This is a genomic window from Streptosporangium sp. NPDC002721 (genome assembly GCF_042888905.1).
Lineage (GTDB): Bacteria > Actinomycetota > Actinomycetes > Streptosporangiales > Streptosporangiaceae > Streptosporangium.
Genome location: NZ_JBIAQI010000001.1, coordinates 205215 through 232165, shown reverse-complemented (window position 1 = coordinate 232165; position 26951 = coordinate 205215). Strand labels below are relative to the sequence as shown.

Sequence of the window (26951 nt, the reverse complement as noted above, 5' to 3'; positions counted from 1 at the left end):
GGCACCACCCCACCACCCACCCGAGCAAGGACCGACATGTCGTTCACATCGAGGCTCGCCCCCGCCGTCGCCGCCCTGCCTCTCCTCCTCGCCGTCGCCTGCGGCGGCACCGCCGCCCCGGCCGGTACGACGAACAGGGCCGAGGCCGGCACGACCGCCCCGGCCACGGCCCCGTCCGGAACCGGCGGGATAAAGATCAACACCTCGCCCGAGCAGAACCGCGTCCGCGCCGAGAAGGTGGAGGCGATCGCCGCCAAGGTCCCCGAGGCGATCCGGTCCAAGGGCGCGCTGACCGCCGGGTTCAACGGCGAGGGCGCGCCGCCCCTGGTGTTCCTGGCCGACGACGACACCACCCTGGTCGGCGTGGAGACCGACCTCGCCCACCTGATCGCCGACGTGCTGGGCCTCCCCCTGAAGGAGGACAACACCTCCTGGGAGAACCTGTTCCTCGCGGTCAAGTCAGGCAAGTACGACCTGGTGCTCAACAACGTCACGGTGACGGAGGAGCGCAAGGACATCTACGACTTCGCCACCTACCGGGTGGACCAGCTCGCCTGGCAGGTCGGCAGGGACAGCCAGATCACCAAGATCGAGAAGCCCGCCGACATCGCCGGGCTGAACGTCTCCGTCGGCTCCGGCACCAACCAGGAGAAGATCCTGCTGGAGTGGGACGCGCAGAACCAGAAGGCCGGGCTCAAGGCCGCGAACATCCAGTACTACCAGAAGTACGGCGACGTCCTGCTCGCGCTGAAGTCCGGCCGCATCCAGGCCTACCTGGGCCCGAACCCGCCCATCGCCTACCAGGTCGCGGTGGGCGGCGACAGCAGGATCGTCGGCACGCTCTCGGGCGGCGGGCCGGTCGAGGGCCTGATCGCGGTCATGACCCTGAAGGGCAACGGCCTGGTCCAGCCGGTCAACGAGGCGATCAACACGCTCATCGAGAACGGCAAGTACGCCGAGGTGCTCAAGCGCTGGGGCCTGGACAACGAGGCGCTGCCCACCTCGAAGATCAACCCGCCCGGCCTGCCGAGGCAGCCGAAGTGACGGTCGACTCCGCGAGGCCCGCCGCCCCGGGCGAACACCTCCGGGTCCGGTACGTGGCCGTCGGCGACCCCGAGGTCAGGCCACTCCTCGCGGACCTGCATCACGAGTACACCAGCAGGTACGGTCCCAACGAGGAGATGAGCCGCTACCCCGACGAGCGGTTCACCCCGGAACACGGGGGCGCGTTCCTCGTCCTCGTCGAGGACGGGCGGACCGTCGCCGGGGGCGCGTTCTTCCGCCACGACGAGGAGACCGCCGAGCTCAAGCGGATCTGGACCCACCCCGGCCACCGCAGGCGCGGCCTGGGCGCCGTCGTCGTACGGGAACTGGAGCAAGAGGCCGCGCGGCAGGGCTATCGCAGGATCTACCTGACCACGGGCCCCCGGCAGCCGGAGGCGGCCGGGCTGTACCTCTCGACCGGATACAGCCCGCTGTACGACCTGACGGCCGACCCCGAGACGGTCGGCCCCCATCCCTTCGAGAAGGCCATCCCGCAGGGCCGCTAGGAGCGGGCGGCCGAGACCCAGGAGGCGTGCAGGTCGGCGTAGACCCCGGGCCGTCGTACCAGCTCGGCGTGCGGGCCGCGCTGCACGATCCGCCCCTTGTCGAAGACGAACACCTCGTCGGCCGCCTCGGCGGTGGAGAGCCGGTGGGCGATGGAGACGGCGGTGCGGCCCCGGGTCACACCCTCCAGGGCGCGGGCCAGCCGCACCTCCGTCGCCGGGTCCACCGCGGAGGTGGCCTCGTCCAGCAGCAGCAGGTCGGGGTCGGCCAGGTAGGCGCGGGCGAGCGCGACGAGCTGGCGCTCGCCCGCCGACAGCGACTCGCCGCGCTGGCCGACCCTGGTCGCGAGGTCGGCGGGCAGCCCCTCCAGCCAGTCGGTGAGCCCCAGCTCGGTCATGGCGAGCCGGATCTCCGCCTCGGTCGCCGAGGGGCGGCCGAAGGCGATGTTCTCGGCCAGGGTGCCGTCGAACAGGAAGCCGTCCTGGGGCACCATGACGATACGGCTGCGCAGGGAGGAGAACCGGACGTCCCGCAGGTCGTGGCCGTCGACCGTGATCCGCCCCGAGACCGGGTCCATCAGGCGGGTGAGCAGCTTGGCGAAGGTCGTCTTGCCGGAACCGGTCTCCCCCACCACGGCGATCCGCGAGCGCGGCGGGATGTCCGCCGAGACCTCGTGCAGCACCGGCACCCCTCCGGGATAGGAGAATCCCACGTCCTCGAAGGAGACCGAGATCGGGCCGCGCGGCAGCTCGACGCCCTCCGGGCCCGGGTCGGCGACGTCGGCGGGGGTGTCGAGCACGCCGAGGATGCGCCGCCACCCGGCGACGGCGTTCTGCGCCTCGTTGAGCACCTCGGTGGCGATCTGCATCGGCGAGACGAACAGCGTGATGAGGAACAGGAAGGCGACCAGGCGACCCTCGGTGATGTCCTCGGCCAGCCCGAGCCGCACCCCGACCAGCACCACGGCCGCCAGGGTGACGGCGGCGACGATCTCGGTCAGCGGGAACACGGTCGCGACGATCCGCTGGGTGCGGGCCTGCGCCGCCATGTTGGCGTCGATCGCGACGTCGAGCCGCTCGGCCGTACGGGCCTCGGAGCCGTGGGCCCTGATCACCGCCGCGCCCACGACCGACTCGCTGACGGCCGAGAGCATGTCGCCGGTGCGCTCGCGGACCCGCGTGTAGGCGCCGGACAGCCACCGCTGGAAGCGCGGCAGGACGACCATGAGCGGCAGGAAGCACAGCCACACCACCAGGGCGAGCTGCCAGGAGTAGACGAACATCAGCGCGGTGGCGACCAGGAGCTGGCCCAGGGCGATGATGATCATCAGCCCGCCCCACTGCATGAACACGCTGATCTGGTCGACGTCGCCGGTGACCCGCGAGACGAGGGCGCCGCGCCGCTCGGAGTTCTGGGTGAGCACCGACAGGTCGTGCACGTGCCGGAAGCCGCGCACCCTGAGCGTGGCGAGCGAGGACTCGGTGGCCCGGTAGAGACGGACGTTCATCAGGTACGCGCACAGCGCGGTGAGCACCACGGCGGCGGCGCACAGCAGCACGGCGGTGCGGATGTAGGCCACGTCCGGGGCCCCTCCCCCGAGCCCCCTGTCGATGGTCTGCTGGACGGCGATCGGCACGATGATCTTGCCGACCGTGGCCACCACGGCGAGCGCGAGCGTACCGGCCAGCCCCCTGCGGAACTCCGGTGTGAGCGACAGGCCGTGCCTGACGGTGGCCAGGCCCGAGCGTTCGACCCCCTGGAACGAGCTCACCGGCACCACCCTCCCGGCGGGTTGTGCTTCCTCACGCGCTGACCTCTTCTTCCTGTTCGGCGGCGAGCGCCTCGCGCTCGGCGCCCTGGCGTTCGTAGGCGGTGACCAGGTTGCGGTAGCCCTCGCAGCGGGCGAGCAGCTCCGCGTGGGCGCCCCGGTCGACGACCCGGCCGTGGTCGAGGTAGACGACCTCGTCGGCCAGGGCGATGGTGGCCATCCGGTAGGCGATGACGACCACCGTGGAGACCTGGGCCGCGTCCCGCAGCCCGTACAGGATCCTCGCCTCGACCTGCGGGTCGACGCTGGAGGTGGCGTCGTCCAGGACGAGCAGCCGCGGGCGGCGCACCAGCGCGCGGGCCAGGGCGATGCGCTGGCGCTGGCCGCCCGACAGGGTGGTGCCGCGCTCGCCGACCCGGGTGTCCAGCCCCGAGGGCAGCGCGCTGACGAACCCCTCGGCCTGCGCCAGGCGCAGCGCCTCCCAGACGTCCTCGTCCCCGACCGGCCGGCCGAGGGTGACGTTGCCGCGTACGGTGTCGTCGAACAGGAACGTCTGCTGCGGCACCAGCGCCACCGCGTCGCTCACCCCGTTCCTGGCGATGTCGCGCAGGTCCGTGCCGTCCACCAGCACGACGCCCTCCGCCGGGTCGACCAGGCGCACGAGCGCCTGGGCGAGCGTCGACTTGCCGGAGCCGGTGGGGCCGACCAGGGCGACGGTACGGCCGGGCTCGACCTCCAGGCTCACCTCGCGCAGGACGGGGAACTCGCCGTCGCCGTACGCGTAACCGAGGGCGCGGACCTCCAGCCTGGCCGGGTCGGTGCCGGGCAGCTCGACGGCGCCGTGCTCCATGGAGCCGGTGGCGTCGAGCACGGCCCGGATCCGGTCGTAGCCGACCACGGCCCGGGGCAGCTCGGCGAGCACCCAGCCCAGCGCGCGGATCGGGAAGGCCAGCAGGGTGAACAGGTAGGCGACCTGGACGAGCACGCCCGAGCCGATCGCGCCGCTCTCCAGCCGCATCGCGCCGATCAGCAGCACGGCGAGCACGCCCAGGGTGGGCAGCGCCTCCAGCATCGGGTCGAACAGGCCGCGGACCCGGCCCACGGCGATGTTGGCGTCGCGCAGCTCGCCGGCCTTGGCCTGGAACCTCGCGGTCTCCTCGTCCTCGCGGCCGAGGGTCTTGACGACCAGGGCGCCGTCGAAGCTCTCGTGGGCGATCTCGCTGACCTCGGCGCGCAGCTGCTGGGCGCGGGTGGCCAGCGGGTTGAGCCTGCGCTGGTAGACCAGGTTGAGCACGGCGATCGCGGGGAAGACCAGGAAGCCGACGAGAGCGAGGACCGGGTCGGTGATCACCATCGCGACGGCGGCGGTCACCAGCATCACGACCACGCCGACGGCCATCGGCAGCGGGGCGAGCGGCGCCCAGGCGGCCTCCACGTCCGACCCGGCGTTCGACAGCAGCTGCCCGGTCGGGTGCCTGTGGTGCCAGGACAGCGGGAGCCTCAGATACTGGCGGGTGACGTCGCGGCGCGAGCGGGCCTGCATCCGATACTGCATGACCCCGGCGAAGTACCGCCGCCCGGCCACGCCCAGCGCCTTGAGCAGGGAGACCCCGAGGATGAGGAGCGCGCCGAGGGTGAGGGTGGCGGTCGTGATCCGCCCGTCCCTGAAGGCCGGGAGCACGACGTGGTCGGTGGCCCAGCCCAGCGCCCACGCCGCGGCGACGGTCATCACGCCGTACAGGGCGCTGGAGAGCACCGCGGCGGAGAAGATCGCCTTCTCCGCCCGGACGGCCACCCCCAGAACCCCCAGTCCCCTGCGCATGACTGCGGTGGTCATCTTGCTCGCCACGCGGGGGGTGTCCTTTCGACGGGGAACGTTTCTACCTATGTCCCTATCACTGTGGATCATCCGGTTATTCCCGAACCACCTTCGGTTAGTGTCACGTTCACACCTCCGGTTGCTCGTACAACGGCTCGTTAGGAACTGAGATGAACTACGCCCGCGCCGAACGATCCGCGCTCAGCGACCTGTTCGACCGGCTCGGCCCGGACGCCCCCACGCTCTGCGAGGGCTGGACCACCTCCGACCTCGCCGCCCACCTCGTCGTCCGCGAGAGCCGCCCCGACGCCGCCGGAGGCATCCTCCTCAAGCCGCTGGCCGGATACACCGCCAGGGTGCAGGAGTCCACGAAGGCCAGAAAGGGGTACGCCGGCCTCGTCGACCTCGTGCGTTCCGGGCCCTCGGGGGTCTACCGCCTGCCCGGCCTGGACCAGGCGGTCAACACGACGGAGCTCTTCGTCCACCACGAGGACGTGCGGCGGGCGCAGCGGGTCTGGGAGCCTCGGGAGCTGCCCGCCGGGCTGGAGGAGAGGTTCTGGAAGCAGGTCCACCGCGGCGCGCGGATCTTCCTGCGCCGTTCTCCCGTACGGGTGGTCCTGCACCGCGTCGGCGGGGGTGTCGCCGTCGGCGGTCCCAAGGAGGGGCCGCAGGTCGAGGTGACGGGCACGGCCGGGGAACTGCTGCTGTTCTGCTTCGGCCGCCAGTCCCACGCCAAGGTCGAGGTGAGCGGCGACGACGAGGCCGTGGCGAAGCTGATGGACGCCTCCCTGGGCGTCTGAGCGGACGTCCGGGCGGCCTGTACGTCCAGGCGGCCTGTACGTCCAGGCGGCCTGTACGTCCAGGCGGACGTCCAGGCGGACGTCCGGACGGGTGCGTCCGGACGGGCGCTTGGGCGGGGGGAAAGGTGGGAGGAGCCGGACGGGCGGGAAACCGGGGAGGCTAGCGGATGCCGTCGCCCCGGTCCCGGCTTCCGGCCTTCGCCAGACCCCGGGCGATCATGTAGCCGACCGTGAGGATGGTGATGTACTTGATGGCCTGCTCCGCCCCGAAGGGGTCGCCGTAGCCGCGCGAGTCGCCACCGACCACGAAGGCCGTGATCACGATCGCGACCAGGATGACGATGTAGGCGATGAGCTCGGTCGTCTGGAACGCGGGTTTCGTCTCCGTGCCCACCCCGTGAGAGCCGACGTTCCGCGGCCGGTCACCTGGCTGTCCTGATCCGACGGGCGATGTCATCGTCACCACTCCTTGCTCCTGAATAATTACCCATAGTTACGATACATCGACCAATTCCCCCCTTTTGCAGCCACAAACGCCGCACCAGCCACCCACGATCGCGCCGGAGAGGCGCACCAGGCGCCGACAAGAGGCCGCAAGGTCAAAAGGCATCCCGAAAAGCAGGCCGACCCCCCCTCGAACGGCAGGGCTCCCCGGCCGTCCCCGGCTCGCCCGACGGCGAGGTCACGCATTTGCCGACACCGATCGCCATACCGGAACCCCCGGCACGAACGACGCGTCAGGCCGGCCACCGGATCGGCGATGACCAGCAAAAACCACCCCCGCGATCGGCGTATGCGCGACGCCGGGCTACCCCTACCGGTATACCTGGCATTGAAGATTGGACAGGAGCCCCTCGCGACCGCACGATGGCGAGTGTGACCTATGCCAAACTCGCCACCGGACCGCGGCTCGCCACCGCGAGACGGGTATGATCATCAAAATCCGGGAGCCACCCGGGCCGCAGATGCCAAAGATCGATAAAATTCGGGTATATACGGCTGGGATTGGAACTGCCAGGAGGCCCCCATGCAGGTCAAGAAGATCCTCACCTACCTCGCGGTAGCTTTCGTGGTCTTCTATCTGTTCACCAAGCCCGCCGAGGCGGCGAGCGCGGTCAACGGAGTCTTCGACGGGATCATAAGAGGAGCGGACCAGTTGGCCCTGTTCTTCACCCGCGTGCTCACCTAATCGTCAGGCGGGCCCCCCGCCCCGAACCGCGTCACCCGCGCTCCCGGCTGACCCACAGGGGAGCGCACCCACCTCGAACGCCATGCCGTCGGCCCCGCCGATCCCGGAAACGCATCCGGCTCCGCTGATCCCGGAGCCGTATCGCGACGATCACCGGAAGCGGCCACGGCCCCCTCGTCCCCGCCAACCGTCCACGAGGTCACACCCGCGCCCCGCCGTCCGAGGCCGCGCGGCCCCGCCGTACAGAGTGGTACGGAAACAGGGTGGCAAGAGACACCCGCGTGACATGACACGAAGGCCACCCGTACGGCGAACGTCCTGACCCGATCATGGATGACCCCGGAAGACATCACGGCACTTCCTTGATGATCTCTCCGGCACCCTGGGGAAAAGTCCGTTTCTCGTACGGGGGATCGTTCATGCGCGGCAAGCAGGGGTTTCCCTGGATCGGGGTCATCGTCGCCGGGGCCGTCGTGTGCGGCGTGCAGGCGACCCCGGGAGTCGCCCTCGCGACCCCGGCACCGGACCCGGCCCTGACCTCGACACCGGCCTCGGCCCCGGCCCCGGCTCCCATGCCACCCTCCGCCCGGACACCGGCCCGCGGGCCCGTGCCCCCCTTCCTCGCGGACTCCTCGTCCCTCTCGGCCTACCCGCCCCTCGGCCACTTCGGCGCCGGCGTCGACCGGCCGCTGAAAGGGAGGATCACGCTGGCCAACCCGACCGGCGAGACGACGGCCTTCAGGGTGCTCGACCCCACCCTCCTGCCCGCCGGGGTCACCCTCGACGCCGACGGCCTGCTCGGCGGCGCCTCGCGGGTGCCCGGCACCTGGACGGTCCCGGTCGAGGCGTGCGTCCCCTCCGGCCGCTGCACCTCCGGCACGGTGACGATCACCGTCACCTGCCGGTGCGCCCGCCCGCTCCCCCCGTCTCCCTCCCTCACGGGTGCGCCCTGCTCCGCCGGCGACGTGACCACCGAGTAACCGCGGGCCGGAATCTCACAATCGTCCAGGATCATCCCCCGGGCGGGCGTCCCGGGTGCTTCCCCTCCCCCCGAGGACGTGTTACGCAGGAGACATGGGAGATCAGCAGGTCGTGACCGGCCCCCACCCGTTCGACGCCGCCGCGGCGCACGTCGCCGAACGCGCCGACACCGAGGGCGTCGAGCTGGTCCGCTTCCTGTACGCCGACCACGGCGGCGTGATCAGGGGCAAGGCCGCCTCCCGCTCCCGCCTGGCCGAGCGGCTCCGTACCGGCATCGGGCACACCGTGGCGATGATGGCGATGAACATGCTCGACGAGCTCCAGGACGTCGAGGGCCTCGGCCCGGTGGGAGAGGTCCGCCTCGTCCCCGATCCGGCCACGTTCGTCCACCTGCCCTACGCTCCCGGCGCCGCGGCCATGCTGGCGGACCTGCGCCAGGTCGACGGCTCCCCCTGGCCCGTCTGCCCGCGCACCTTCCTGCGCGAGGCCGTCGCAGCCCTGGCCGCCGAGGGTCACGCCCTCGTCGCCGCCTACGAGCCCGAGTTCACCCTGGGCCGCCGCGAGCCCGACCCCGCGGGCGGCCCGGACCGCCTGGTCCCCGCCGACGACAGCCTGTGTTACTCCAGCGTCGGCTTCAACCAGGTCCACGACTACACGATGGCCCTGATCCGCGCCCTGGAGAGCCAGGGGCTGCGGCCCGAGCACTACCATCCCGAGCTCGGCCACGGCCAGCACGAGCTGTCCATCCACCACGCCCCCGCCCTGCGGGCCGCCGACAACCAGGTGATCTACCGCGAGACGGTCAGGGGCGTCGCCGCCCGCATGTCGATGTGGGCCTCCCTCGCCCCCAAGCCCCTCGCCGACCAGGCGGGCAACGGCGCCCACCTCCACGTCTCCCTGTGGGACCCCGAGCTGCGGGCCAACGCCTTCGCCGACCCCTCCGACCGCTACGGCATGTCGGCCACGGCCTACCGCTTCATCGGCGGCCTGGTCGCCCACCTCCCGGCACTCACCGCGCTGACCTGCGGTTCGGTGAACGGCTTCCGGCGCCTGGCCCCGAGGTCGTGGGCGAGCGCGTACGCCTGCTACGGCATGGACAACCGTGAGGCGGCGGTGCGGATCTGCTCCCCCACGGGACGCGACGCCGCGGCGTCGGCCAACCTGGAGCTCAAGCCCTCCGACTCCTCGGCCAACCCCTACCTGTCGCTGGGCGCCGTCATCCACGCGGGCCTGGACGGCATCCGCCGCGGCCTCGACCCCGGCGACCCCGTCAACGTCGACCCCGCCACCCTCCCCGCCGGACGCGTGCCCCGCCTCCCTGCCTCCCTGGACGAGGCGCTGGACGCCCTGGAGGCCGACGACGTCCTCATGGACGCCCTGGGTCCCCTGCGCGCCTCCGCCTACCTGGCCGTCAAACGCTCCGAGGCCCGGACCTTCGCCGCCCAGGACGCCACCTACGAGCTTTTCCACCACTTCCGAGTCTTCTAGGTCCTAATATCCCCACATATGCGGGAGGGTGCGACAAGAAGCGGAACCGGAACGGCACTGGCACTCGTCCTCCTGCTCGGCGGATGCGGCTCCGGAGGCGAGCGGGAGGCGACCCCGGCCCCGTACGTGACACCGTCGGCGCTGCTCCCCGAACCGCCGCCGGCGCCACCGTCGTCGTCCCCCCGGCCCGCGCCGTCGCGTTCCCCAGGGTCGCCGCCCGCCGAGGGAAAGGGCGGACGCGACCCCGACGACGTCAACGGCGACGGCTTCGCGGACCTGACCTTCGTCATGTCCCACGCCTCTTGGTCGCCCGACCTCGTGATCGTGTACGGCTCGAAGGGCGGCCTGAACCCCCGGACCAGGACGGTGGTGCCCGGCGCCCACCTCGAGTTCACCGGGCCCACGAGCACGGCCGACCTGGACGGCGACGGCTTCGCCGACGTCCTCGTCCACGGCCACGTGGTGCGGCGCGGCCCCGCCACGGACAGCCCGCACATCCTGTGGGGCGGCCCGAAGGGGGTGGACCCGGAGGCGGTGCCGACCGCCGTCCCGACGTCCCTCACCCCGCGCGCCTTCTCCCACGGGACGCTGCCGGGTGACTTCGACGGCGACGGAGAAGCGGATCTGGTGCTGAAGACGCCGATGACGAGGGGAACGTCCGAGCACCGGGAGAGCCTGGCCGTGCTGTACGGGCCGTTCACCCGGCAGGGCGTCCCCCGCCGCCACACCGTCCAGCCCTCTCCGGGCGACGTGGGCTTCCACGGCCTGGCCGTCGGCAAGGTCGGCGGACGCCGCGCCGGCGACCTGCTCGTGTACGACGGAGGCGACGACGGGCAGGCGGAGACCTGGCTCGTCAGGGGCGGCCCCGGCGGACTGTCCCGCCAGGCCCGCAGGCTGAACAAGGGCAAGTCCTTCGCCTTCGGTGACTTCGACGGGGACGGCAGGGGCGACGTCGTGGTCGCCGACAGCGGCAGCCGCACCAACGAGCCGGGGTACGACACCGAGCCGCCCTCGGTCGACGGCGTGATGACCGTCTACTTCGGCGGGACGCGCCGCACACCGCAAACGTTCAGGAACCTCAGGTTCGCGCGGACGCTGACGGCGGGAGACTACGACGGCGACGGGACCGACGACCTCGCGATCGACCGCGGCCCCGACGGCGTCGAACTGCTCCACGGCGGGGGAGGCGGGCTACGACGCGGCGGGAAGACGATCCGCCGGTCCGGACCGGCCACCGACCCGACCGGCGGGAAACCGCACCCTTCGGAACGCCTGGCGCGCCCGTGGACGTCCGCCGACTACGACGGCGACGGACGGGACGAGCTGCTGCTGACCTGGTCCCCCACGGGATCGAACCCGGCGTTGTCCCTGTGGTGGGTGACGGACGGCGACCGCGACGAGAACACCTTCGACACCGGTAACTGGTAGAACATCGGCCAACCTTCCGCGCCGATCGGCGCCGGGGCCACACCGTTCCAGGTACGGCTACGTCATCAACCGCCCACCCCCGACCTCTGGGCGGCGCGCAGACACCGCTCACCCCATTTCGGCGTCCTCACTTTCCAGCATTCTCGTCTCTTCAAGTAATCATGTGGATACGATTCGTTCACGCCGACTTCAGGGGCCCTGCGAGGTGAAGGAAAACCGCATCCCCCTCGACCACCGCCGCTGCGGCAGGACACCGCGCGCCCGATCGTTCACCTTCGACCGGCAGTGCGCGGGGGCGGGTCACGACGCGAACCAGGAACTCCCGAAAGGACCACCGAGCCCATGAGCAGCCCGCCGGGAACCATGAGCGAACGCACCGCTCAGCCACGCTATGAGGTGTGCGGCAACCCCGATACCGTGGTACGCATGACCGTCCCGCATGGCCACCAACCTCACGGAACGCTTCCGTGGGCTCCGCGTTACTGGAACGCGGACGAGTTCATGAGCCATGACTTCGGCGACGTCGGCCGCCGCTTCGAGCTTGAGGACGGCTGCATCGTGATGACCCCCGCGCCCTCCATCCGGCACCAGCGCATCGCCCGCCGCCTCATCAACGCCATCGAGGCATGCCTGCGGGCCAACGACCTGGACCTCGACGTGGAGGGGCCGGTCAACTACCGCCTCAACTCCGACACTGTGTTCGCCCCCGATGTCGCCGTCTTCCAGCGCGGCACCGACAGTGACCTCTACGTGGAACCGCACGAGATCGAGATCCTCGCGGAGGTCACGTTCACCAACTCCAACCGCGACCGCCTCACCAAGATGAACCGCTACGCCCGGACCAAGTGCGAGTGGTACTGGATCATCGACCAGAACACCCTGGTCGTCGACGTCTACCAGCTCGACGGTGACGTCTACCGGCAGGTGGCCGCCCTCGCCCCCGGCAGCGCCGCCACCCTGCCCGGCCCCGTTCCCCTGACGATCGACCCTGGAACCCTTGCCTGAAAGGCGGGCGTGTCACGTGCGGGGCGCGTCGGGGTAGCGGGCCCACAGGGGGGTGCGCCACTGCTGGTGGATGTCCGTGCGATCACAGGTCCGGAGGGTGAGTTCCGTTCCGATCTCGTGCGACTCGCCTTCCACCCGGAGGCAGCGGCCGGTCAGGCGATGCCTGATCTCCCAGTACTGCCACTCGCGCGCGGTGTCCCGCGCGTCGAGGTCCCAGATCGCGTCGGCCGGAGGGGCCTCTCTCGGGCAGATCGGCCGCCGGACGACCCCCGCCGCGTCGTCGCCCGCCTGGGGGACCACGCAGCCGGACCCGTTGCGGATCACGTACGCCCCCGGCCTCGGGGGGACCTCCTGGTAGGTGAACGCCTGGTTGGGCTCACCGTGGCAGTCCCAGCGCAGGAGCCGGCCGCCCGTGAAGGGAACGTCGACGCAGTCGCCGTTCTGGGCGCTGGCGATCGCGCTGCCCGTGCCGGGCGGCAGGCCCCTGGTGATCTGCCAGTACTGGCCGATCCGGTCGGAACAGTTCTGCAGGACCAGTGCGACCCCAGGGTCGCGGACCGTCTTCTCGACGTCGATACAGAGTTCACCGCCGTGGGAGGCGATCCTGCCCCGGGAGGTGCCGTCGATCAGACGCCACAGTTGCCCGTCGGAGGTCTCGTCGCACAGGGAGTTGGTGAGATGGGAGGACTGGCGGGGGAGCCTGGCCTCCACGTCCAGGCAGAGCCTCGATTCGGCGTTGACGATCCGGTGGTGCAGGATCCCCTCGTGCCGGACGGGCTGAAGATCCCAGCTGCGTTCGGGTTTCGGCTCCTCGTGGGCCAGTGACCCGCCGAGCCGGACCCGCTTCACCGGCTCGCCGCCGTAGACCATGGGCTGCCCCACCGCGAACCGGGAGACGACCATGACCCCCCGCGCCTCGAAGTCGGGCGCGGACAGCGACCCGTACACGGCGACCGCACCCCACAGCGTGAACGCCACCGCCCCGGCGACACAGAGCACGACGGCGCCCTGTCGCGACACACCGAACGACACGGGCACCACCGCCCCGACCCCCGCCGCCCCCGTCTCGGAGCCGGCCCGATCCCGCTCCTGCCACCAGGCCAGGACTCCGGTCAGGATCAGCGAGCAGAGGAAGAACTCGACCCGGAACTCGACGTCACCGGTCGTCCAGTTGATGAACAGACCGCCCAGAGTAACGACAAGCGCAAGTTTCCCGGCATTAAGAAAGTGTCGATCCAATGAGAATATTATCTTCTTTCTGGAAGCTACCGGAGCAGGCATATATACTCACACCTGACATTATTAGACGAGAAACCCGGGCGTCCGAAAATCGCCGGAGATAACATCATCCGGCCGAGGCCGTCACCATTCCGGCCCAGCACACGATACGCCGCCCCACCTCGCCCCAACCGGCGGTTCCCCAACGCCGACCAGGCCGAACCCGGCCACCGTGAAGCGCAAAGGCGCTCGGCCACCCGCGCCACGTGGCCCCCCGGGACACGACGAGGTCGCAGGCGAAACACAAAGCCACCGGCAGAACCCACTCGCGGAACGCGCTCACAGAACATCGCCCATAAACCCGCTGTAACGCCGGCGAACCATTCGGCGATCCACAGAACCGGTACGGTCGACAACACCGCCGTCAAATCAGGCGCCGATCATCGCGTTCCCCCGAGCGAAGGAGCACGCCGTGCCCGAAACCCCCAGGAGATCTTCGAGCGGTACGTCCGGGCCGGAGCCGTGACCCGGGACGCCGCGGCGCTGGCCGAGCTGTTCACCGTGGACGGCGTCATCGAGGCGCCGCTCGTCCCGGCCGGTCACACCTACCCCAGGCGCCTTGAGGGGCGCGAGGAGATCCGCGAGGCGATGGCCGCGCACTACAGGCGGCCGGTGCGCGCCGACCGCACGTTGAACGTGGCCGGGACCCGGTACGCGCTGCACACCACCGTCGACCCCGACGTGTTCGTCGCCGAGATCGACACCGCCTTCGACGGAGGCGCCGGGCCCACGACCATGTCGCTGGTGCAGATCTTCCGCCTCCGCGACGGGAAGATCGCCCTACTGCGCGACTACTTCGCCCCCGAGGAAGTGGAGTGAGGGCGTCCGCGGCGCTCGACGACGTCAGCGAACGCGCCTGCTCGGCGGCTACCTGGCCGCGCGCGCCGAGCATCGGCGGCACTCGACGACGTCAGCGGACGGGATGCCCCGCCCCCCGCAGCGCGTCCTTGACGTCACCGATCTTGAGCTGCCCGAAGTGGAACACCGACGCCGCCAGCACCGCGTCCGCCCCCGCCTCGACCGCGGGAGGGAAGTCGTCGACGGAACCGGCCCCGCCGCTGGCGATGATCGGAACCGACACCTCGGCCCGTACGGCCCGGATCAGCTCCAGGTCGTAGCCGTCGCGGGTGCCGTCGCCGTCCATGGAGTTGAGCAGGATCTCCCCCACCCCGAGCTCCTCGCCCCGCCGGGCCCACTCCACCGCGTCGATGCCGGTGCCCCGGCGGCCGCCGTGCGTGGTCACCTCGAAACCGGACGGCGTCGGCGGGCCGTCGACGATCCGGCGGGCGTCCACCGACAGCACGATGCACTGCGCCCCGTACCGCCGCGACGCCTCGGTCAGCAGCTCGGGCCGGGCGATCGCCGCCGTGTTCAGGCTCACCTTGTCGGCGCCCGCCCGCAGCAGCTTGTCGACGTCCTCGACCGAGCGCACTCCCCCGCCCACGGTCAGCGGGATGAACACCTGCTCGGCCGTCCGGCTGACCACGTCGTACATCGTCGACCGGTCGGAGCTGGAGGCCGTGATGTCCAGGAACGTCAGCTCGTCGGCCCCCTCCGCGTCGTAGCGGCGGGCCAGCTCGACCGGGTCGCCCGCGTCACGGAGGTTGTCGAAGTTGACGCCCTTGACCACCCGCCCGGCGTCCACGTCCAGGCAGGGAATCACTCGCACCGCGACAGTCATCTGCGACCCCCTCAAGAGCTCACTGCGGCGAGGGCGTCCTCGAGGGTGAAGGCCTGCGCGTACAGGGCCTTACCCACGATGGCCCCCTCGACGCCGATCGGGACCAGCGAGGCCAGGGCGCGCAGGTCGTCCAGGGACGACACGCCGCCGCTGGCGACCACCGGCTTGTCGGTGCGCGAGCAGACCTCGCGCAGCAGGTCGAGGTTGGGGCCGCGCAGCGTGCCGTCCTTGGTGACGTCGGTGACGACGTAACGGGGACAGCCGTCGCCCTCCAGGCGCTCCAGGACCTCCCACAGGTCGCCGCCCTCCTGGGTCCAGCCACGGGCGGCCAGGGTCGTCCCCCGCACGTCCAGCCCGATCGCGATCCGGTCGCCGTACTCAGAGATGATCTTGGCGCACCAGGCGGGGTTCTCCAGCGCCGCGGTGCCGATGTTCACCCGGCGGCAGCCGGTGGACAGCGCGATCTCCAGGGAGGCGTCGTCACGGATGCCGCCGGACATCTCCACGTTGACGTCGAGCGCGCCGACCACGGTGGCGAGCAGCTCCCGGTTGCTGCCCCGGCCGAAGGCGGCGTCGAGGTCGACCAGATGGATCCACTCGGCACCGGCCTCCTGCCAGGCGAGCGCCGCCGACAGGGGGTCGCCGTACGACGTCTCGGTGCCGGCCGCGCCCTGGACCAGGCGGACCGCCTGCCCGTCGGCGACGTCCACGGCGGGAAGCAGCTCAAGCGACATCGGTTCAAGACCTCCGGTCGAAGACAAGGGTGAGGAAAAGCGGTACGAACAGCAAAGAGATGACGAGCGCCCCGAACCGGGCCGCCCACGAGGACCACAGCAACCAGACGATCACCTGGACGATCAGGAACAGCACCACCGCGACACCGTTCTGCGCCCGGCGGCGGCGGGCCATGATGCCGCCCTGGGACGCGATGCGGACGGGCCTGCCCGGCAGCAGAGCGACCAGCCTGCCGACCCGCTCACGTCGCCGCGCCAGCCGCGCCTCCCGCTCGGCGCGCAGGGCCGCCTGGCGTGCCTGCTCGGCCTCCCGCTCGGCCCTGCGTCTGGCCCGCTCCTTGCTCATCGGGCACTCCCGGGCGCCCCGAACGGGACACTCACCGGCACCCCGCACGAGACCCATGAGATCACGTGACGGTCCCGAGCCAGTTCGTGAGCAGGTGCGCCCCGGCGTCGCCCGACTTCTCCGGGTGGAACTGGGTGGCCGCCAGCGGGCCGTTCTCCACCGCCGCGACGAACGGGACCCCGTGCTCGGACCAGGTGACCAGCGGATCGTCGAAACCCGGCCCGGCCTGGAGCTCCCAGGAGCGCACCCCGTACGAGTGCACGAAGTAGAAGCGCGTGTCGGCGTCGAGCCCGGCGAACAGCACGGTCCCGTCAGGCGGCTTCACCGTGTTCCAGCCCATGTGCGGCAGGACCGGAGCCTCCAGGCGCTCCACCGTGCCAGGCCACTCCCCGCAGCCCTCGGTCGTGACGCCGTGCTCGACGCCCGTCTCGAAGAGGATCTGCATGCCGACGCAGATGCCGAGGACCGGCCGCGCCGCCGACAGGCGCCGCGCGACGATCCGCTCGCCCCGCACGGCGCGCAACCCCGCCATGCACGCGGCGTACGCCCCCACGCCCGGCACGACGAGGGCGTCGGCCTCCATCGCCGCCTCGTAGTCGGCCGTCACCGTGACCTCGGCGCCGACCCGGGCCAGCGCGCGCTCCGCCGAACGGAGGTTGCCCGAGCCGTAGTCGAGAACGGTTACCTTCTTCTTCACCACCAGAGCACCGCCGCCGTGGTCGCCAGGGCCGCGAGGGCGGCGAGCAGCACCGCGCCCTTCTTCAAGCCCTGTTTGAGGAATGAGACGATCCCGCCGACGAGGAAGAGGGCCACGAAGGCCATCGCGACGGCCGTCCAGTTGTCACTCACCGGCGCCGCCCCTCTTTCCCGTACGGAAGACGATCACAGCACGCCCTTCGTGCTGGGCACCCCGGTGGCGCGCGGGTCGCGCTCCGAGGCCGCCCGCAGCGCCCTGGCCAGCGCCTTGAACTGCGCCTCCACGATGTGGTGGGCGTTGCGGCCGTACGGGACGCGCACGTGCAGGCAGATGGCGGCCTGGGCGACGAACGACTCCAGGATGTGCCTGGTCATCGTCGTGTCGTAGTCGGGACCGATCATGGGGGCCATGCCGTCGGGCTCGCTGTGCACCAGGTAGGGGCGCCCGGACAGGTCGACCGTGACCTCCGCGAGCGACTCGTCCAGCGGGCAGGAGGCGTTGCCGAACCTGCGCAGGCCCGACTTGTCGCCCAGGGCCTCGCGGAACGCCGCCCCCAGCGCGAGCGAGGTGTCCTCGATCGTGTGGTGGGCGTCGATGTGCAGGTCGCCCTCGGTCTTCACGGTCAGGTCGAACAGCCCGTGCTTGCCGAGCTGGTTCAGCATGTGGTCGAAGAACCCGACACCGGTGGCCACCTCGACGCTCCCGGTGCCGTCGAGGTCGACCTCGACCAGCACCGAGGTCTCCTTGGTGACACGCTCGACACGGCCGCGACGCGGCGCGGTCGCGGTGCCGGTACCGGTTCCGGTGCCGCCGGTGATGCTGCTCACAGGATCTCCTCCAGGGCGGCGCGGAACGCCGCCATCTCCTCAGGGGTACCGATCGAAACTCTCAGCCACTCGGGCGGCCCCACCTCGCGGATCAGCACCCCGCGCTCCAGCATGCCCCGCCACACCGCGTGCCTGTCCTCGAAGAGCCCGAACAACACGAAGTTGGCGTCGGAGTCGGCGACCGTGAGCCCCCGGCCGCGCAGCCACTCCACGGTGGCGTCGCGCTCGGCCCGCAGCGCGTCGACGGCACCGAGCAGCTCGCCTCCGTGGGCGAGCGCGACCCGCGCCGCCGTCTGGGTGAGCGTGGACAGGTGGTACGGCAGCCGGACCAGCAGCAGTGCCTCGATCACCGCGGGGTGGGCGGCCAGGTAGCCGAGACGGGTCCCGGCCATGGCGAACGCCTTGGACATCGTCCGCGTGACGATCAGCCGGGGGTTGTCCGGCAGCAGGGTCAGCGCCGACGGGGTGCCGGTGCGGGCGAACTCGAAGTAGGCCTCGTCCACCACCACCATGCCCGGCGCCGCCTCGACGATCCTGGCGATCACCTCCGGGTCCAGGGCGGTGCCGGTCGGGTTGTTGGGCGAGGTCAGGAAGACGACGTCGGGCCGGTGCTCCTCGATCGCGGCGACGGCCTTGCCGGGGTCGATCCCGAAGTCGTCCTCGCGCGCCCCGGAGATCCACTCGGTCGACGCGCCGGTGGTGATGATCGGGTGCATCGAGTAGGAGGGCTCGAAGCCCATCGCGACCCGGCCGTGGCCGCCGAAGGCCTGCAGGATCTGCTGGAGCACCTCGTTGGAGCCGTTGGCCGCCCAGACCTGCTCCACGGCCAGGCCGTGCCCCAGGTAGGCGGCCAGCTCCCCGCGCAGGGCGAGCGCGTCGCGGTCGGGGTAGCGGTTGAGCTCGCCCGCCTGGGTGCGTACGGCCTCGGCCAGGTCGGCGACCAGGGACGCGGAGGGCCCGTAGGGGTTCTCGTTGGTGTTGAGCCTGACCGGGACGTCGATCTGGGGGGCGCCGTACGGCGTGCGCCCCCGGAGGTCGTCGCGGATCGGCAGATCTTCAAGCCTCACGACGAAGTCTCCCCGTCGAATCGAACACGAATGTCTCCGGTGGACACCGGCGGGAGGGTCCTCACGAGGGCACCTCTGTCTCCGGTGGACACCGGCGGGAAGGTGATCACGAGGGCACCTCCCAGTCGAAGCGCGCGCGGATCGCCGCCCCGTGCGCCGGGAGGTCCTCGGTGTCGGCCAGCACGCACACGTGGGCGGCGGCACCGGCGAGGGCCTCGCGGCTGTAGTCGACGACGTGGACGCCGCGCAGGAACGTCTGCACCGACAGCCCCGAGGAGTGGCAGGCGCAGCCGCCGGTGGGCAGCACGTGGTTGGAACCGGCCATGTAGTCGCCGAGCGAGACCGGCGCGTAGGAGCCGACGAAGATCGCTCCGGCGTTGCGCACCCGGGCGGCCAGCTCGCGCGCCCCGGCGGCGTGGATCTCCAGGTGCTCGGCGGCGTACGCGTCGACGACGCGCAGCCCGGCCTCCAGGTCGTCGACGAGCAGGATGCCCGACTGGCGGCCCGACAGGGCCTCGGTGATCCGCTCGGCGTGCTTGGTCGCGGCGACCTGGCGGGGCAGCTCCCTCTCGACGGCCTCGGCCAGCTCCACCGAGTCGGTGACGAGCACGGCGGCGGCGATCGTGTCGTGCTCGGCCTGGCTGATCAGGTCGGCGGCCACGTGCACCGGGTCGGCCGTGGAGTCGGCGAGGATCGCGATCTCGGTGGGACCGGCCTCGGAGTCGATGCCGATGCGGCCCTTGAGCAGGCGCTTGGCGGCGGCGACCCAGATGTTGCCGGGGCCGGTGACCATGGTGACCGGCGGGCACTCCTCGGTGCCGTACGCGAACATCGCCACCGCCTGGGCGCCGCCGACGGCGTAGACCTCGTCCACGCCGAGCAGCGCGCACGCCGCCAGGATGGCCGGGTGCGGCAGCCCGCCGAACTCGCGCTGCGCGGGCGAGGAGACCGCCAGGGAGGGCACCCCCGCCTCCTGGGCGGGGACGACGTTCATGACCACGCTGGAGGGGTAGACCGCCCGGCCGCCGGGGACGTACAGCCCCACGCGGTCGACGGGAACCCAGCGCTCGGTGACGGTGCCGCCGGGCACGACCTGGGTGGTGACGTCGGCGCGCCGCTGGTCGCGGTGGACGAGGCGGGCGCGGCGGATCGACTCCTCCAGCGCCGCCCTCACCTTCGGGTCGAGCCTCTCCAGCGCCCCGGTGATCGCCTCGGCGGGCACCCGGGTGGACTCCAGCTCGACCCCGTCGAACCTGGCGGTCAGCTCGCGCACGGCGGCGACCCCGCGATGATGCACGTCCTCGCAGATGGGCCGCACCTTCTCCAGGGCGGCTTCGACGTCGAGGTCGGCACGGGGCAGCACGTCGCGAAGGTCCTCAGGCAGAGGCCCTCGCAGGTCGGTACGCGAAATCACCCGTTCAGTCTACGGAGGTCCGCCACCCGATATCGTCTCGTCCATTATCCGGACGACGCCTTTACTATGTAGATTTTAACCAGCCGCTACGCTTCCCCCGTGAGCAAGAGCAAGAACAAGGGCGGCCAGGGAACCCCCGCGACGGTGGCCCTGACCCAGGCCAAGGTCGATTTCACCCTGCACCCCTACGAGCACGACGCGAGCGCGCAGGCCTACGGCGAGGAGGCCGCCGACGCCCTCGGGGTGCCGTACGGGCAGATCTTCAAAACGCTGGTGGCCGAGGTGGAGAGCGGCCTCGCCGTCGCGGTGGTCCCGGTGGCCGGCAAGCTCGACCTCAAGGCGTTCGCGGCGGCGCTGAAGAGCAAGCGGGCGGCGATGGCCGACGCGGTCAAGGTCGAGCGGGTCACCGGTTACGTGGTCGGCGGCATCAGCCCCCTCGGGCAGCGCAGGCGCCTGCCGACCGTGATCGACGCCTCCGCGCTCGACTTCGCGACGATCTACTTCTCGGCCGGGCGGCGCGGGCTGCAGATCGAGACCGCCCCCTCGGAGCTGGTACGGCTCACCCAGGCCGTCACCGCCCCCATCGGCAGAACCGGCTGAGCGCCTCGCGGGGTTCCCACCGGCAGAGCAGCTGAGCACCTCGCGAAACTCACCGGTGGAAAAGCCTCGCACCTCGCGAGATCCCGCACCGCTCCCGTCGGCGAAACGGCCGCGCACCTCGTGAGACCGCCGGGCGAAACGGCCGCGCACCTTGTGAGGTCCCACAAGACGGACCCGCTCCCCCCGCCAGGTCCTGTCGAAGGTTGCCGACGCGGCGCGCGGTGACGTTCGGTCAGACTCGGTACGACAGGCCACACCTGACCAGGGACATCCGGGGGGAAGATGCACTATTTGACCGCTACCGAGATGATCGAACTGCTGCGCACCCGGCAGGTCGGCGCGGTCGAGCTGCTCGACGCGCACCTGCGGCGCATCGAGGAGGTCAACCCGGAGGTCAACGCGATCGTCACCCTGGTGGCCGAGCGTGCCAGGCGGGAGGCCGAGGAGGCCGACCGGGACCTGGCCCGCGGCAGGTGGCGGGGCCCCCTGCACGGGCTGCCCGTCGCGCACAAGGACCTGGCCGACACCGCGGGGATCCGCACCACGTACGGCTCCCCGATCTTCGCCGACCACGTCCCCCACTCCGACGCGCCGATCGTGCGGCGGATGCGCGAGGCCGGGGCGATCACGGTCGGCAAGACCAACACCCCGGAGTTCGGCACCGGCTCCCACACCGTGAACGAGATCTTCGGCGCCACCCGCAACCCCTACGACCTGTCGAGATCGGCCGGGGGCAGCAGCGGCGGGGCCGCGGCGGCGCTGGCGACCGGCATGGTGGCGCTGGCCGACGGCTCCGACATGGGCGGCTCGCTGCGCAACCCCGCCTCCTTCTGCAACGTGGCGGGACTGCGGCCCACCCCGGGCCGGGTCCCCTCGCCCTCGCCCGTCGCGGCCTGGTTCACCCTCGGCGTGCCGGGGCCGATGGCCCGTACCGCGGAGGACCTGGCGCTGCTGATGAGCGCGGTGGCGGGGTTCGACGCCGCCTCCCCCCTGTCGATCATCGGGAGCGGCTCCGCCTTCGCCGGGCCGCTGGACCTCGACCTGACCGGGCTGCGGGTGGCCTGGAGCCCCGACCTGGGCGGGCTGCCGGTCGACGCGGAGACGGCCAAGGTCACCGCGGACGCCCCGGCCACGCTCGCGGAGCTGGGCGCGCGGGTGGAGCGGGTGGACCTGGACCTTTCCGCCGCCGAGGACGCCTTCCGGATCTACCGGGCGTGGTACTACGCGCTCTCCTTCGGCGACCTGCCCCAGGAGAGCCTGGGGGCGAACGTGCGCTGGAACGTCGAGCGGGGCCGCGAGGTGACCGGCGCCGACCTGGCCCGCGCCGAGCGGCTGCGCAGCGGGCTCTACCAGCGGATGAACTCCTTCTTCGACACCTACGACTTCCTGATCGCGCCGGTCAGCCAGGTGCCGCCGTTCCCGGTGGACGCCCCGTACGTCTCGGAGATCAACGGGGAGGCGCTGCCCGACTATCTGGCGTGGATGCGCTCGGCCTACTGGGTCAGCGTGCTGCACGCCCCGGCGGCGTCGGTGCCGTGCGGGTTCACCCCCGGCGGGCTGCCGGTGGGCGTGCAGATCATCGGGCGCCCGTTCGCCGACATGGCGGTGCTGCGGCTGGCCCACGCGTTCGAGCGCGCCACCGGCCACGGCGCGCGCAGACCGCCCCTCTGACCGCTCCGCGCAGGCTCCCTCGCCGTTCCCGACCCCGCCACCGCGTCCACAACTCCGACCACCCCTCTGACAGCCCCCGCGGCGAGGGGCCCTACCGGTCGCCGAGCCGGTCGCTGATGTCGTACGACGACAGCGGCCCGTAGGGGTCGTTCCCGCCGAACGGGCGGCGCAGCGGCGACTCGCGGTAGCCCGCGATGCCCTCCAGGGCGAAGAAGAGACCGGCCGCCAGCGTCGGCCACACGAACAGCACCCCCCTGGCGGTCAGCTCCAGCGGCCCCGCGATCAGCTGCGTGGACGTCCCCGAGGCGGTGACGCTCACGGCCCCCAGGTTGACCGCCACCCCGACCAGCAGCGCCAGGTGCGCGCCGAGCAGGCCGCCCGCGGCCAGGCCCACCACCACCGGCACCGGGCGGCCCCTGCGTGACACCGCGTAACCGACGGCCCCGCAAACGAGCCCGAGCGCGCCGGTGATCACGGCGAACCAGCCGTCGGCGGCGATCAGCGCCTGGGTGGAGGGGTCGGCCAGCAGCGGCCCGCCGTCGATCACGACGTACGGGGGGCGCGGCGCGGCCAGCGACCACAGGAGGCCGGCGGCGGCCCCGACCAGCGCCAGCGCCAGCACGGTGATCACAAAATCGCGTACACCGCGCACCATGGCTCCCTCACCCTCTGTGCAGATGTGCCCGATGTTACCCACCGCACGGCCCGGCGCCATCCGAGGCTCCGACCGAACCCCGTTACTCTGGCTGGGTGAATGAAGAGGTATGGCTGATCGAACCCTCCGGGCCGCTCCGCGGTGATGTCGAGGTCCGCGGCTCCAAGAACGGCGTCTCCAAGCACATGGTCGCCGCGATGCTGGGCACCGGTGAGAGCACGATCCAGAACGCCCCCGACGTGGGCGAGGTGGGGATCACCGCGCAGATGCTGAGGGCGCTCGGCATCGACGTGGAGATCAGCTCGGGGGAGATCTCCGTCGCCCCGGGGAAGCAGATCAACCCGCACGTCCCCGCGGCGTTCACCGGGCTCAACAGGATCCCGATCCTGATGCTCGGCCCGCTGCTGCACCTGGCGGGCGAGGCGTTCGTGCCGCTGGTGGGCGGCGACCCGATCGGCCGCCGTCCCGTCGACTTCCACGTCGAGGCGCTGCGCGCGATGGGCGCCGAGGTCGAGGTGAGCGACACCGGGGTGTACGCCAAGGCCAAGCGGCTGCGCGGCACCCGGATCGAGCTGCCCTACCCCAGCGTCGGGGCCACCGAGACGATCCTGATGTCGGCGGTGCTGGCCGAGGGCAAGACCGTGCTGAAGGGCGCGGCGATGGAGCCCGAGGTGGTGGAGCTCGCCCTGTTCCTGCAGCGGATGGGCGCCCGCATCGAGCTGAGCCCCGACCGGCGCATCGTGATCGAGGGCGTGGAGCGCCTGCACGGCGCCTCCACCTGGCTCAACGGCGACCGCATCGAGGCGTTCTCCTACCTGGCGGCCGGCCTGATCACCGGCGGGCAGGTGCGGGTGCACGGCTGCCCGCAGGACCGGCTGGTGACCGCGATCACCACCCTGGCCAGGATGGGCGCCGAGGTCGACATCACCGACGACTACCTGTCGGCCTCCGCGCCGCACGGGCTGCGGGCCGCGGCGGTGCAGACCGACACCCACCCGGGGTTCATGACCGACTGGCAGACGCCCCTGATGGTGCTGTTCACGCAGGCCCAGGGCATGTCGGTGCTGCACGAGACGGTGTTCGAGAACCGCCTGGTCTACGTGCCCGCGCTGCAGAAGATGGGCTGCGAGATCGAGGTGTTCGACGTCTGCCTCGGCGGCCCCGCCTGCCGCTACCACGACACCAACGCCAAGCACTCGGCGGTCGTGCGCGGCGTGTCCAGGCTGAGCGGCGCCGACGTGACGCTGCCCGACATCCGGGCCGGCTTCTCGGCCGTGCTCGCCGCCGCCGCCGCCGAGGGCACCTCCACGCTGCGCGGGGTGCACCACATCGAGCGGGGCTACCACCGGCCGTTCGAGCAGTTCGCCTCGCTCGGGCTGAAGATCAGTCGAGAAAAGGTGCAGGACGGGTAAGGATTGGCAATCGGGCGTTTGTAGGTGATCACCCGGTCGCACGTTACCAAGTGTGACATCGCGCCCAGAGGTGAGACGTGGTCCCGGCGCGTGCCTGCGCCGGCTGGCCGCCTGCGGGGTGTTCGGCGGGCTGCTCGCCGCCCTGGCCGCGCTGCCTCTGGTCGGCACGGCCGGGCTCACCGTCAACAACGTCACGCGGACCCTCACCGACCTGCCCCCGAGCCCCCGGGAGAACCCGCTCCCCCAGCGCACCGTGCTGCTGGACAAGAACGGCAGGCGGTTCGCCCAGTTCTACACGGAGAACCGGACGGTCGTCAGGCTCTCCCAGGTCGCCCCCGTCATGCGTGACGCGATCGTGGCGATCGAGGACTCGCGGTTCTACGAGCACGCGGGCCTGGACGTCAAGGGCACCCTGCGCGCCCTGGTCACCAACACCAAGGCGGGCGAGGTGCGCCAGGGCGGCTCCTCGCTCACCCAGCAGCTCGTGAAGAACATCCTGGTCGAGAACTCCGAGAGCGACACCGAGCGCGCCCAGGCCCGCGCGCCCAGCATCCAGCGCAAGATCACCGAGCTGCGGTACGCGCTGGCGATGGAGCGCAAGTACAGCAAGGCCGAGATCCTGGAGCGCTACCTCAACATCGCCTACTTCGGCGCGGGCGCCTTCGGGGTGGAGGCCGCCGCCCAGCGGTTCTTCTCGGTCCCGGCCGCCCGGCTCACCCTGCCCCAGGCGGCGACGCTGGCCGGCGCGGTCCGCACGCCGTACGCCACCGACCCCTCGCTGGACGTCAGGCGCAGGGAGCGGCTGCGCGAGCGCAGGGACATCGTCCTGGACCGGATGGCCCAGCTGTCGTACATCACCGCCGCGCGGGCCGAGGCCGCCAAACGGCGCCCGCTCGCCATCCGCCTCAAGCCCGAACCCGGCGGCTGCCAGGGCAGCGACTACCCCTTCTTCTGCCTGTACGTGCACCGGGAACTGCTGACCAGCCCGGCCTTCGGCCCCACCCGCGCGGAGCGGGAGCGCCGCCTGGCCAGGGGCGGCATCGTGCTGCGCACCACCCTGGCGCCGAAGGCGCAGCGGGCCGCGCAACGCGCCATCTCCGCGCGGGTCGGCAGGAAGGACACCCAGGTCGCGGCCGAGGCCATGATCCAGCCGGGCACCGGGCGGATCCGGGCCATGGCGGCGAGCAAGAGGTACGGCAGCAACGGCGGCAGTACGGCGAACTCCAGGAACGGCCCCGACACCACCTACAACCTGGTCGCCGACATGGCGCACGGCGGCGGCCAGGGCTTCCAGGCGGGATCGACGTTCAAGGTGTTCACCCTGGCGACGGCGCTGGCCCAGGGGTGGCGGTTCGACCAAGGTTTCATGACGCCCGGCAGTTTCGTCCCCGCCGACGGGTTCGTCGACTGCGGGGGCCGCAAGGTCAACGACCCCGGCGCGGAGATCCACAACGCGAGCGGCGAGGGCAAGGGCGGCCCGCAGAGCCTGTCCACCGGCACCTGGAAGTCGGTGAACGTCTTCTACATGATGCTGGAGCAGCGGGTGGGCCTGTGCCCGGTCGTCACGACCGCCAGGGCGCTGGGCGTCGTCCGCGCCGACGGCACCCCGCTGCGGGAGGTGCCGACCTTCACCCTCGGCGTGAACGAGATGGACCCGGTGACCGTGGCGGCCTCGTTCGCCGCGTTCGGGGCGCGGGGCCGCTACTGCCGCCCGATGGCCATCGTCGAGATCGTCGAGCGGGACGGCAGGCGCTTCAAGATCCCGCCCAGCTGCGCGCGGGCGATCGAGCGCGAGGTGGCCGACGCGGTCAACCACCTCCTGGCCGGGGTGTTCACCAAGGGCACCATGACCGGCCAGGACATCGGCCGCCCGGCCGCGGGCAAGACGGGCACCAACAACGGCTACACGTCGGCCTGGTTCGCCGGTTACACCCCCGACCTCGCCGCCGCGGTGAGCGTGGGCGACATCCGGGGCGCCTACCGCTACCCGCTGACCAACGTCGAGATCGGCGACGAGTACTTCGGCGCCGTCCAGGGTGCCTCCCTGCCGGGACCGATCTGGGTCTCGTCGATGTCGGCGGCCCTCGACGGTACGCGCGAGAGCCACTTCCACCGCCCCGACATGGGCCGTTTCGGCGGCGGGTTCACCCCCGGCATGGAGGAGGCCCTGGCCAGGGAACGCGAGGAGGAGGACGCCGAGGGCGAGGGGCGTCGCGGCGCCCGGGGAGAGCACGGACGCCGCTTCCGCGAGGAGCGGAGGTACCGGCGGGAGCATGGGTACCGGGAGCGCCGATACCGCGAGAACGGCGCGCACCGCCGGTATCGCGACGGGTACCGCGCCCCCGGCTGGCGCTCCCCCCGCCGGCACGACCGGCCCCGCTGACCGCCGCCCGCCCACGCTGACCACGGTCTGCCCGCACTGAGCACGACCGGCCACGCTGACCACGGTCCGCCCGCACTGAGCACGTACGCCCACACCGGGCAGGGTCACGCCCACACCGGGCACGTCCGCCCGCACTGAGCACGTACGCCCGCACCGGGCA

26 protein-coding genes are annotated in these 26951 nt (G+C 71.7%); 13 read left to right on the top strand and 13 right to left on the bottom strand.

Annotated features, from left to right (window positions below; translation table 11 throughout):
* Positions 1-36: 36 nt before the first annotated feature.
* Both ACFYWM_RS01005 and ACFYWM_RS01000 read left to right on the top strand, forming a co-directional pair.
* Positions 37-1044: an ABC transporter substrate-binding protein gene (locus ACFYWM_RS01005; RefSeq protein WP_389907029.1), complete on the top strand. Its 1008-nt coding sequence runs from the start codon at positions 37-39 to the stop codon at positions 1042-1044.
* The gene (locus ACFYWM_RS01000; protein ID WP_389907027.1) at positions 1041-1550 is read left to right on the top strand and encodes a GNAT family N-acetyltransferase; all 510 of its coding nucleotides are present in this window, start codon (positions 1041-1043) and stop codon (positions 1548-1550) included. Before ACFYWM_RS01005 ends, ACFYWM_RS01000 begins: the two co-directional genes overlap by 4 nt.
* Here the strand turns inward: ACFYWM_RS01000 and ACFYWM_RS00995 are convergent.
* Complete coding sequence (locus ACFYWM_RS00995; protein ID WP_389907025.1) at positions 1547-3325, bottom strand: ABC transporter ATP-binding protein; 1779 nt, start codon at positions 3323-3325, stop codon at positions 1547-1549. The genes ACFYWM_RS01000 and ACFYWM_RS00995 overlap by 4 nt on opposite strands.
* Positions 3326-3350: 25 nt before the next feature.
* Positions 3351-5153: an ABC transporter ATP-binding protein gene (locus ACFYWM_RS00990; RefSeq protein WP_389907516.1), complete on the bottom strand. Its 1803-nt coding sequence runs from the start codon at positions 5151-5153 to the stop codon at positions 3351-3353.
* A 152-nt stretch (positions 5154-5305) separates the two neighbouring features.
* Between ACFYWM_RS00990 and ACFYWM_RS00985 the strand changes: the two genes are divergently transcribed.
* Positions 5306-5935 (top strand): TIGR03085 family metal-binding protein, encoded by a 630-nt coding sequence (locus ACFYWM_RS00985; RefSeq protein WP_389907023.1) that lies wholly within the window; start codon positions 5306-5308, stop codon positions 5933-5935.
* 160 nt (positions 5936-6095) lie between these two features.
* Here the strand turns inward: ACFYWM_RS00985 and ACFYWM_RS00980 are convergent, their stop codons facing one another.
* Positions 6096-6392, bottom strand: a complete 297-nt coding sequence (locus ACFYWM_RS00980; RefSeq protein ID WP_389907021.1) for a hypothetical protein — start codon at positions 6390-6392, stop codon at positions 6096-6098.
* 570 nt (positions 6393-6962) lie between these two features.
* On the opposite strand from ACFYWM_RS00980, the gene ACFYWM_RS00975 reads away from it, so the two are divergent.
* The 5 genes from ACFYWM_RS00975 (at position 6963) to ACFYWM_RS00955 (ending at position 12026) form a co-directional block, all read left to right on the top strand.
* Positions 6963-7124, top strand: a complete 162-nt coding sequence (locus ACFYWM_RS00975) for a hypothetical protein (protein WP_344744406.1) — start codon at positions 6963-6965, stop codon at positions 7122-7124.
* Positions 7125-7543: 419 nt separating this feature from the next.
* A complete protein-coding gene (locus ACFYWM_RS00970) occupies positions 7544-8104 on the top strand; it encodes a hypothetical protein (protein ID WP_389907019.1) in 561 nt (186 codons plus the stop codon).
* Positions 8105-8198: 94 nt separating this feature from the next.
* Entirely contained in the window at positions 8199-9593 is a 1395-nt protein-coding gene (locus ACFYWM_RS00965) for a glutamine synthetase family protein (protein ID WP_389907017.1), read from the top strand.
* A gap of 18 nt (positions 9594-9611) precedes the next feature.
* Positions 9612-11021 carry an FG-GAP repeat domain-containing protein gene (locus ACFYWM_RS00960; protein WP_389907015.1) on the top strand — a complete coding sequence of 470 codons (1410 nt, stop codon included), beginning with the start codon at positions 9612-9614 and terminating at the stop codon, positions 11019-11021.
* Positions 11022-11447: 426 nt separating this feature from the next.
* Positions 11448-12026 carry a Uma2 family endonuclease gene (locus ACFYWM_RS00955; protein WP_389907013.1) on the top strand — a complete coding sequence of 193 codons (579 nt, stop codon included), beginning with the start codon at positions 11448-11450 and terminating at the stop codon, positions 12024-12026.
* Between the two features lie 12 nt (positions 12027-12038).
* Here the strand turns inward: ACFYWM_RS00955 and ACFYWM_RS00950 are convergent, their stop codons facing one another.
* Positions 12039-13265, bottom strand: coding sequence for a ricin-type beta-trefoil lectin domain protein (locus ACFYWM_RS00950; RefSeq protein ID WP_389907011.1), 1227 nt, complete (start codon positions 13263-13265; stop codon positions 12039-12041).
* 471 nt (positions 13266-13736) lie between these two features.
* On the opposite strand from ACFYWM_RS00950, the gene ACFYWM_RS00945 reads away from it, so the two are divergent.
* Complete coding sequence (locus ACFYWM_RS00945; RefSeq protein WP_389907514.1) at positions 13737-14123, top strand: nuclear transport factor 2 family protein; 387 nt, start codon at positions 13737-13739, stop codon at positions 14121-14123.
* Positions 14124-14214: 91 nt separating this feature from the next.
* On the opposite strand, the gene hisF is transcribed toward ACFYWM_RS00945, so the two are convergent.
* From hisF to hisD, 8 genes are all read right to left on the bottom strand, one after another.
* On the bottom strand, positions 14215-14985 hold the full coding sequence (gene hisF, locus ACFYWM_RS00940; RefSeq protein WP_389907009.1) for an imidazole glycerol phosphate synthase subunit HisF: 771 nt from the start codon (positions 14983-14985) through the stop codon (positions 14215-14217).
* A gap of 11 nt (positions 14986-14996) precedes the next feature.
* On the bottom strand, positions 14997-15719 hold the full coding sequence (gene priA / locus ACFYWM_RS00935; RefSeq protein ID WP_389907007.1) for a bifunctional 1-(5-phosphoribosyl)-5-((5-phosphoribosylamino)methylideneamino)imidazole-4-carboxamide isomerase/phosphoribosylanthranilate isomerase PriA: 723 nt from the start codon (positions 15717-15719) through the stop codon (positions 14997-14999).
* A 4-nt stretch (positions 15720-15723) separates the two neighbouring features.
* Positions 15724-16065 (bottom strand): hypothetical protein, encoded by a 342-nt coding sequence (locus ACFYWM_RS00930; RefSeq protein ID WP_389907005.1) that lies wholly within the window; start codon positions 16063-16065, stop codon positions 15724-15726.
* A 61-nt stretch (positions 16066-16126) separates the two neighbouring features.
* Positions 16127-16762 carry an imidazole glycerol phosphate synthase subunit HisH gene (gene hisH, locus ACFYWM_RS00925; protein ID WP_389907003.1) on the bottom strand — a complete coding sequence of 212 codons (636 nt, stop codon included), beginning with the start codon at positions 16760-16762 and terminating at the stop codon, positions 16127-16129.
* Positions 16759-16914 carry a hypothetical protein gene (locus tag ACFYWM_RS00920; protein WP_350950340.1) on the bottom strand — a complete coding sequence of 52 codons (156 nt, stop codon included), beginning with the start codon at positions 16912-16914 and terminating at the stop codon, positions 16759-16761. Before ACFYWM_RS00920 ends, hisH begins: the two co-directional genes overlap by 4 nt.
* Positions 16915-16947: 33 nt before the next feature.
* Complete coding sequence (gene hisB, locus ACFYWM_RS00915; RefSeq protein ID WP_389907512.1) at positions 16948-17580, bottom strand: imidazoleglycerol-phosphate dehydratase HisB; 633 nt, start codon at positions 17578-17580, stop codon at positions 16948-16950.
* Between the two features lie 5 nt (positions 17581-17585).
* The gene (locus ACFYWM_RS00910) at positions 17586-18656 is read right to left on the bottom strand and encodes a histidinol-phosphate transaminase (RefSeq protein ID WP_389907000.1); all 1071 of its coding nucleotides are present in this window, start codon (positions 18654-18656) and stop codon (positions 17586-17588) included.
* A gap of 106 nt (positions 18657-18762) precedes the next feature.
* Positions 18763-20070 carry a histidinol dehydrogenase gene (gene hisD, locus ACFYWM_RS00905; RefSeq protein ID WP_389906998.1) on the bottom strand — a complete coding sequence of 436 codons (1308 nt, stop codon included), beginning with the start codon at positions 20068-20070 and terminating at the stop codon, positions 18763-18765.
* Between the two features lie 99 nt (positions 20071-20169).
* On the opposite strand from hisD, the gene ybaK reads away from it, so the two are divergent.
* Complete coding sequence (ybaK, locus tag ACFYWM_RS00900) at positions 20170-20670, top strand: Cys-tRNA(Pro) deacylase (protein WP_389906996.1); 501 nt, start codon at positions 20170-20172, stop codon at positions 20668-20670.
* Between the two features lie 282 nt (positions 20671-20952).
* Complete coding sequence (locus ACFYWM_RS00895) at positions 20953-22341, top strand: amidase (protein ID WP_389906994.1); 1389 nt, start codon at positions 20953-20955, stop codon at positions 22339-22341.
* Positions 22342-22432: 91 nt separating this feature from the next.
* Here the strand turns inward: ACFYWM_RS00895 and ACFYWM_RS00890 are convergent, their stop codons facing one another.
* The gene (locus tag ACFYWM_RS00890; RefSeq protein ID WP_389906992.1) at positions 22433-22993 is read right to left on the bottom strand and encodes a hypothetical protein; all 561 of its coding nucleotides are present in this window, start codon (positions 22991-22993) and stop codon (positions 22433-22435) included.
* Positions 22994-23091: 98 nt separating this feature from the next.
* Here ACFYWM_RS00890 and murA point away from each other — a divergent pair, with 98 nt between their 5' ends.
* Together murA and ACFYWM_RS00880 are read left to right on the top strand one after the other, a co-directional pair.
* Positions 23092-24408: a UDP-N-acetylglucosamine 1-carboxyvinyltransferase gene (gene murA / locus ACFYWM_RS00885; RefSeq protein WP_344744426.1), complete on the top strand. Its 1317-nt coding sequence runs from the start codon at positions 23092-23094 to the stop codon at positions 24406-24408.
* Positions 24409-24460: 52 nt separating this feature from the next.
* The gene (locus tag ACFYWM_RS00880; protein WP_389906989.1) at positions 24461-26791 is read left to right on the top strand and encodes a transglycosylase domain-containing protein; all 2331 of its coding nucleotides are present in this window, start codon (positions 24461-24463) and stop codon (positions 26789-26791) included.
* The last annotated feature ends 160 nt before the right edge of the window (positions 26792-26951 follow it).

Excerpts from the sequence above, each read along its gene's own strand:
- hisF (WP_389907009.1), bottom strand. The coding sequence starts at position 14,985 with ATGACTGTCGCGGTGCGAGTGATTCCCTGCCTGGACGTGGACGCCGGG.
- priA (WP_389907007.1), bottom strand. The coding sequence starts at position 15,719 with ATGTCGCTTGAGCTGCTTCCCGCCGTGGACGTCGCCGACGGGCAGGCG.
- ACFYWM_RS00970 (WP_389907019.1), top strand. The coding sequence starts at position 7,544 with ATGCGCGGCAAGCAGGGGTTTCCCTGGATCGGGGTCATCGTCGCCGGG.
- ACFYWM_RS00965 (WP_389907017.1), top strand. The coding sequence starts at position 8,199 with ATGGGAGATCAGCAGGTCGTGACCGGCCCCCACCCGTTCGACGCCGCC.
- ACFYWM_RS00930 (WP_389907005.1), bottom strand. The coding sequence starts at position 16,065 with ATGAGCAAGGAGCGGGCCAGACGCAGGGCCGAGCGGGAGGCCGAGCAG.
- ACFYWM_RS01005 (WP_389907029.1), top strand. The coding sequence starts at position 37 with ATGTCGTTCACATCGAGGCTCGCCCCCGCCGTCGCCGCCCTGCCTCTC.
- ACFYWM_RS00895 (WP_389906994.1), top strand. The coding sequence starts at position 20,953 with ATGCACTATTTGACCGCTACCGAGATGATCGAACTGCTGCGCACCCGG.
- ACFYWM_RS00980 (WP_389907021.1), bottom strand. The coding sequence starts at position 6,392 with ATGACATCGCCCGTCGGATCAGGACAGCCAGGTGACCGGCCGCGGAAC.
- ACFYWM_RS00955 (WP_389907013.1), top strand. The coding sequence starts at position 11,448 with ATGACCGTCCCGCATGGCCACCAACCTCACGGAACGCTTCCGTGGGCT.
- ACFYWM_RS00960 (WP_389907015.1), top strand. The coding sequence starts at position 9,612 with ATGCGGGAGGGTGCGACAAGAAGCGGAACCGGAACGGCACTGGCACTC.
- ACFYWM_RS00975 (WP_344744406.1), top strand. The coding sequence starts at position 6,963 with ATGCAGGTCAAGAAGATCCTCACCTACCTCGCGGTAGCTTTCGTGGTC.
- ACFYWM_RS00985 (WP_389907023.1), top strand. The coding sequence starts at position 5,306 with ATGAACTACGCCCGCGCCGAACGATCCGCGCTCAGCGACCTGTTCGAC.
- ACFYWM_RS00990 (WP_389907516.1), bottom strand. The coding sequence starts at position 5,153 with ATGACCACCGCAGTCATGCGCAGGGGACTGGGGGTTCTGGGGGTGGCC.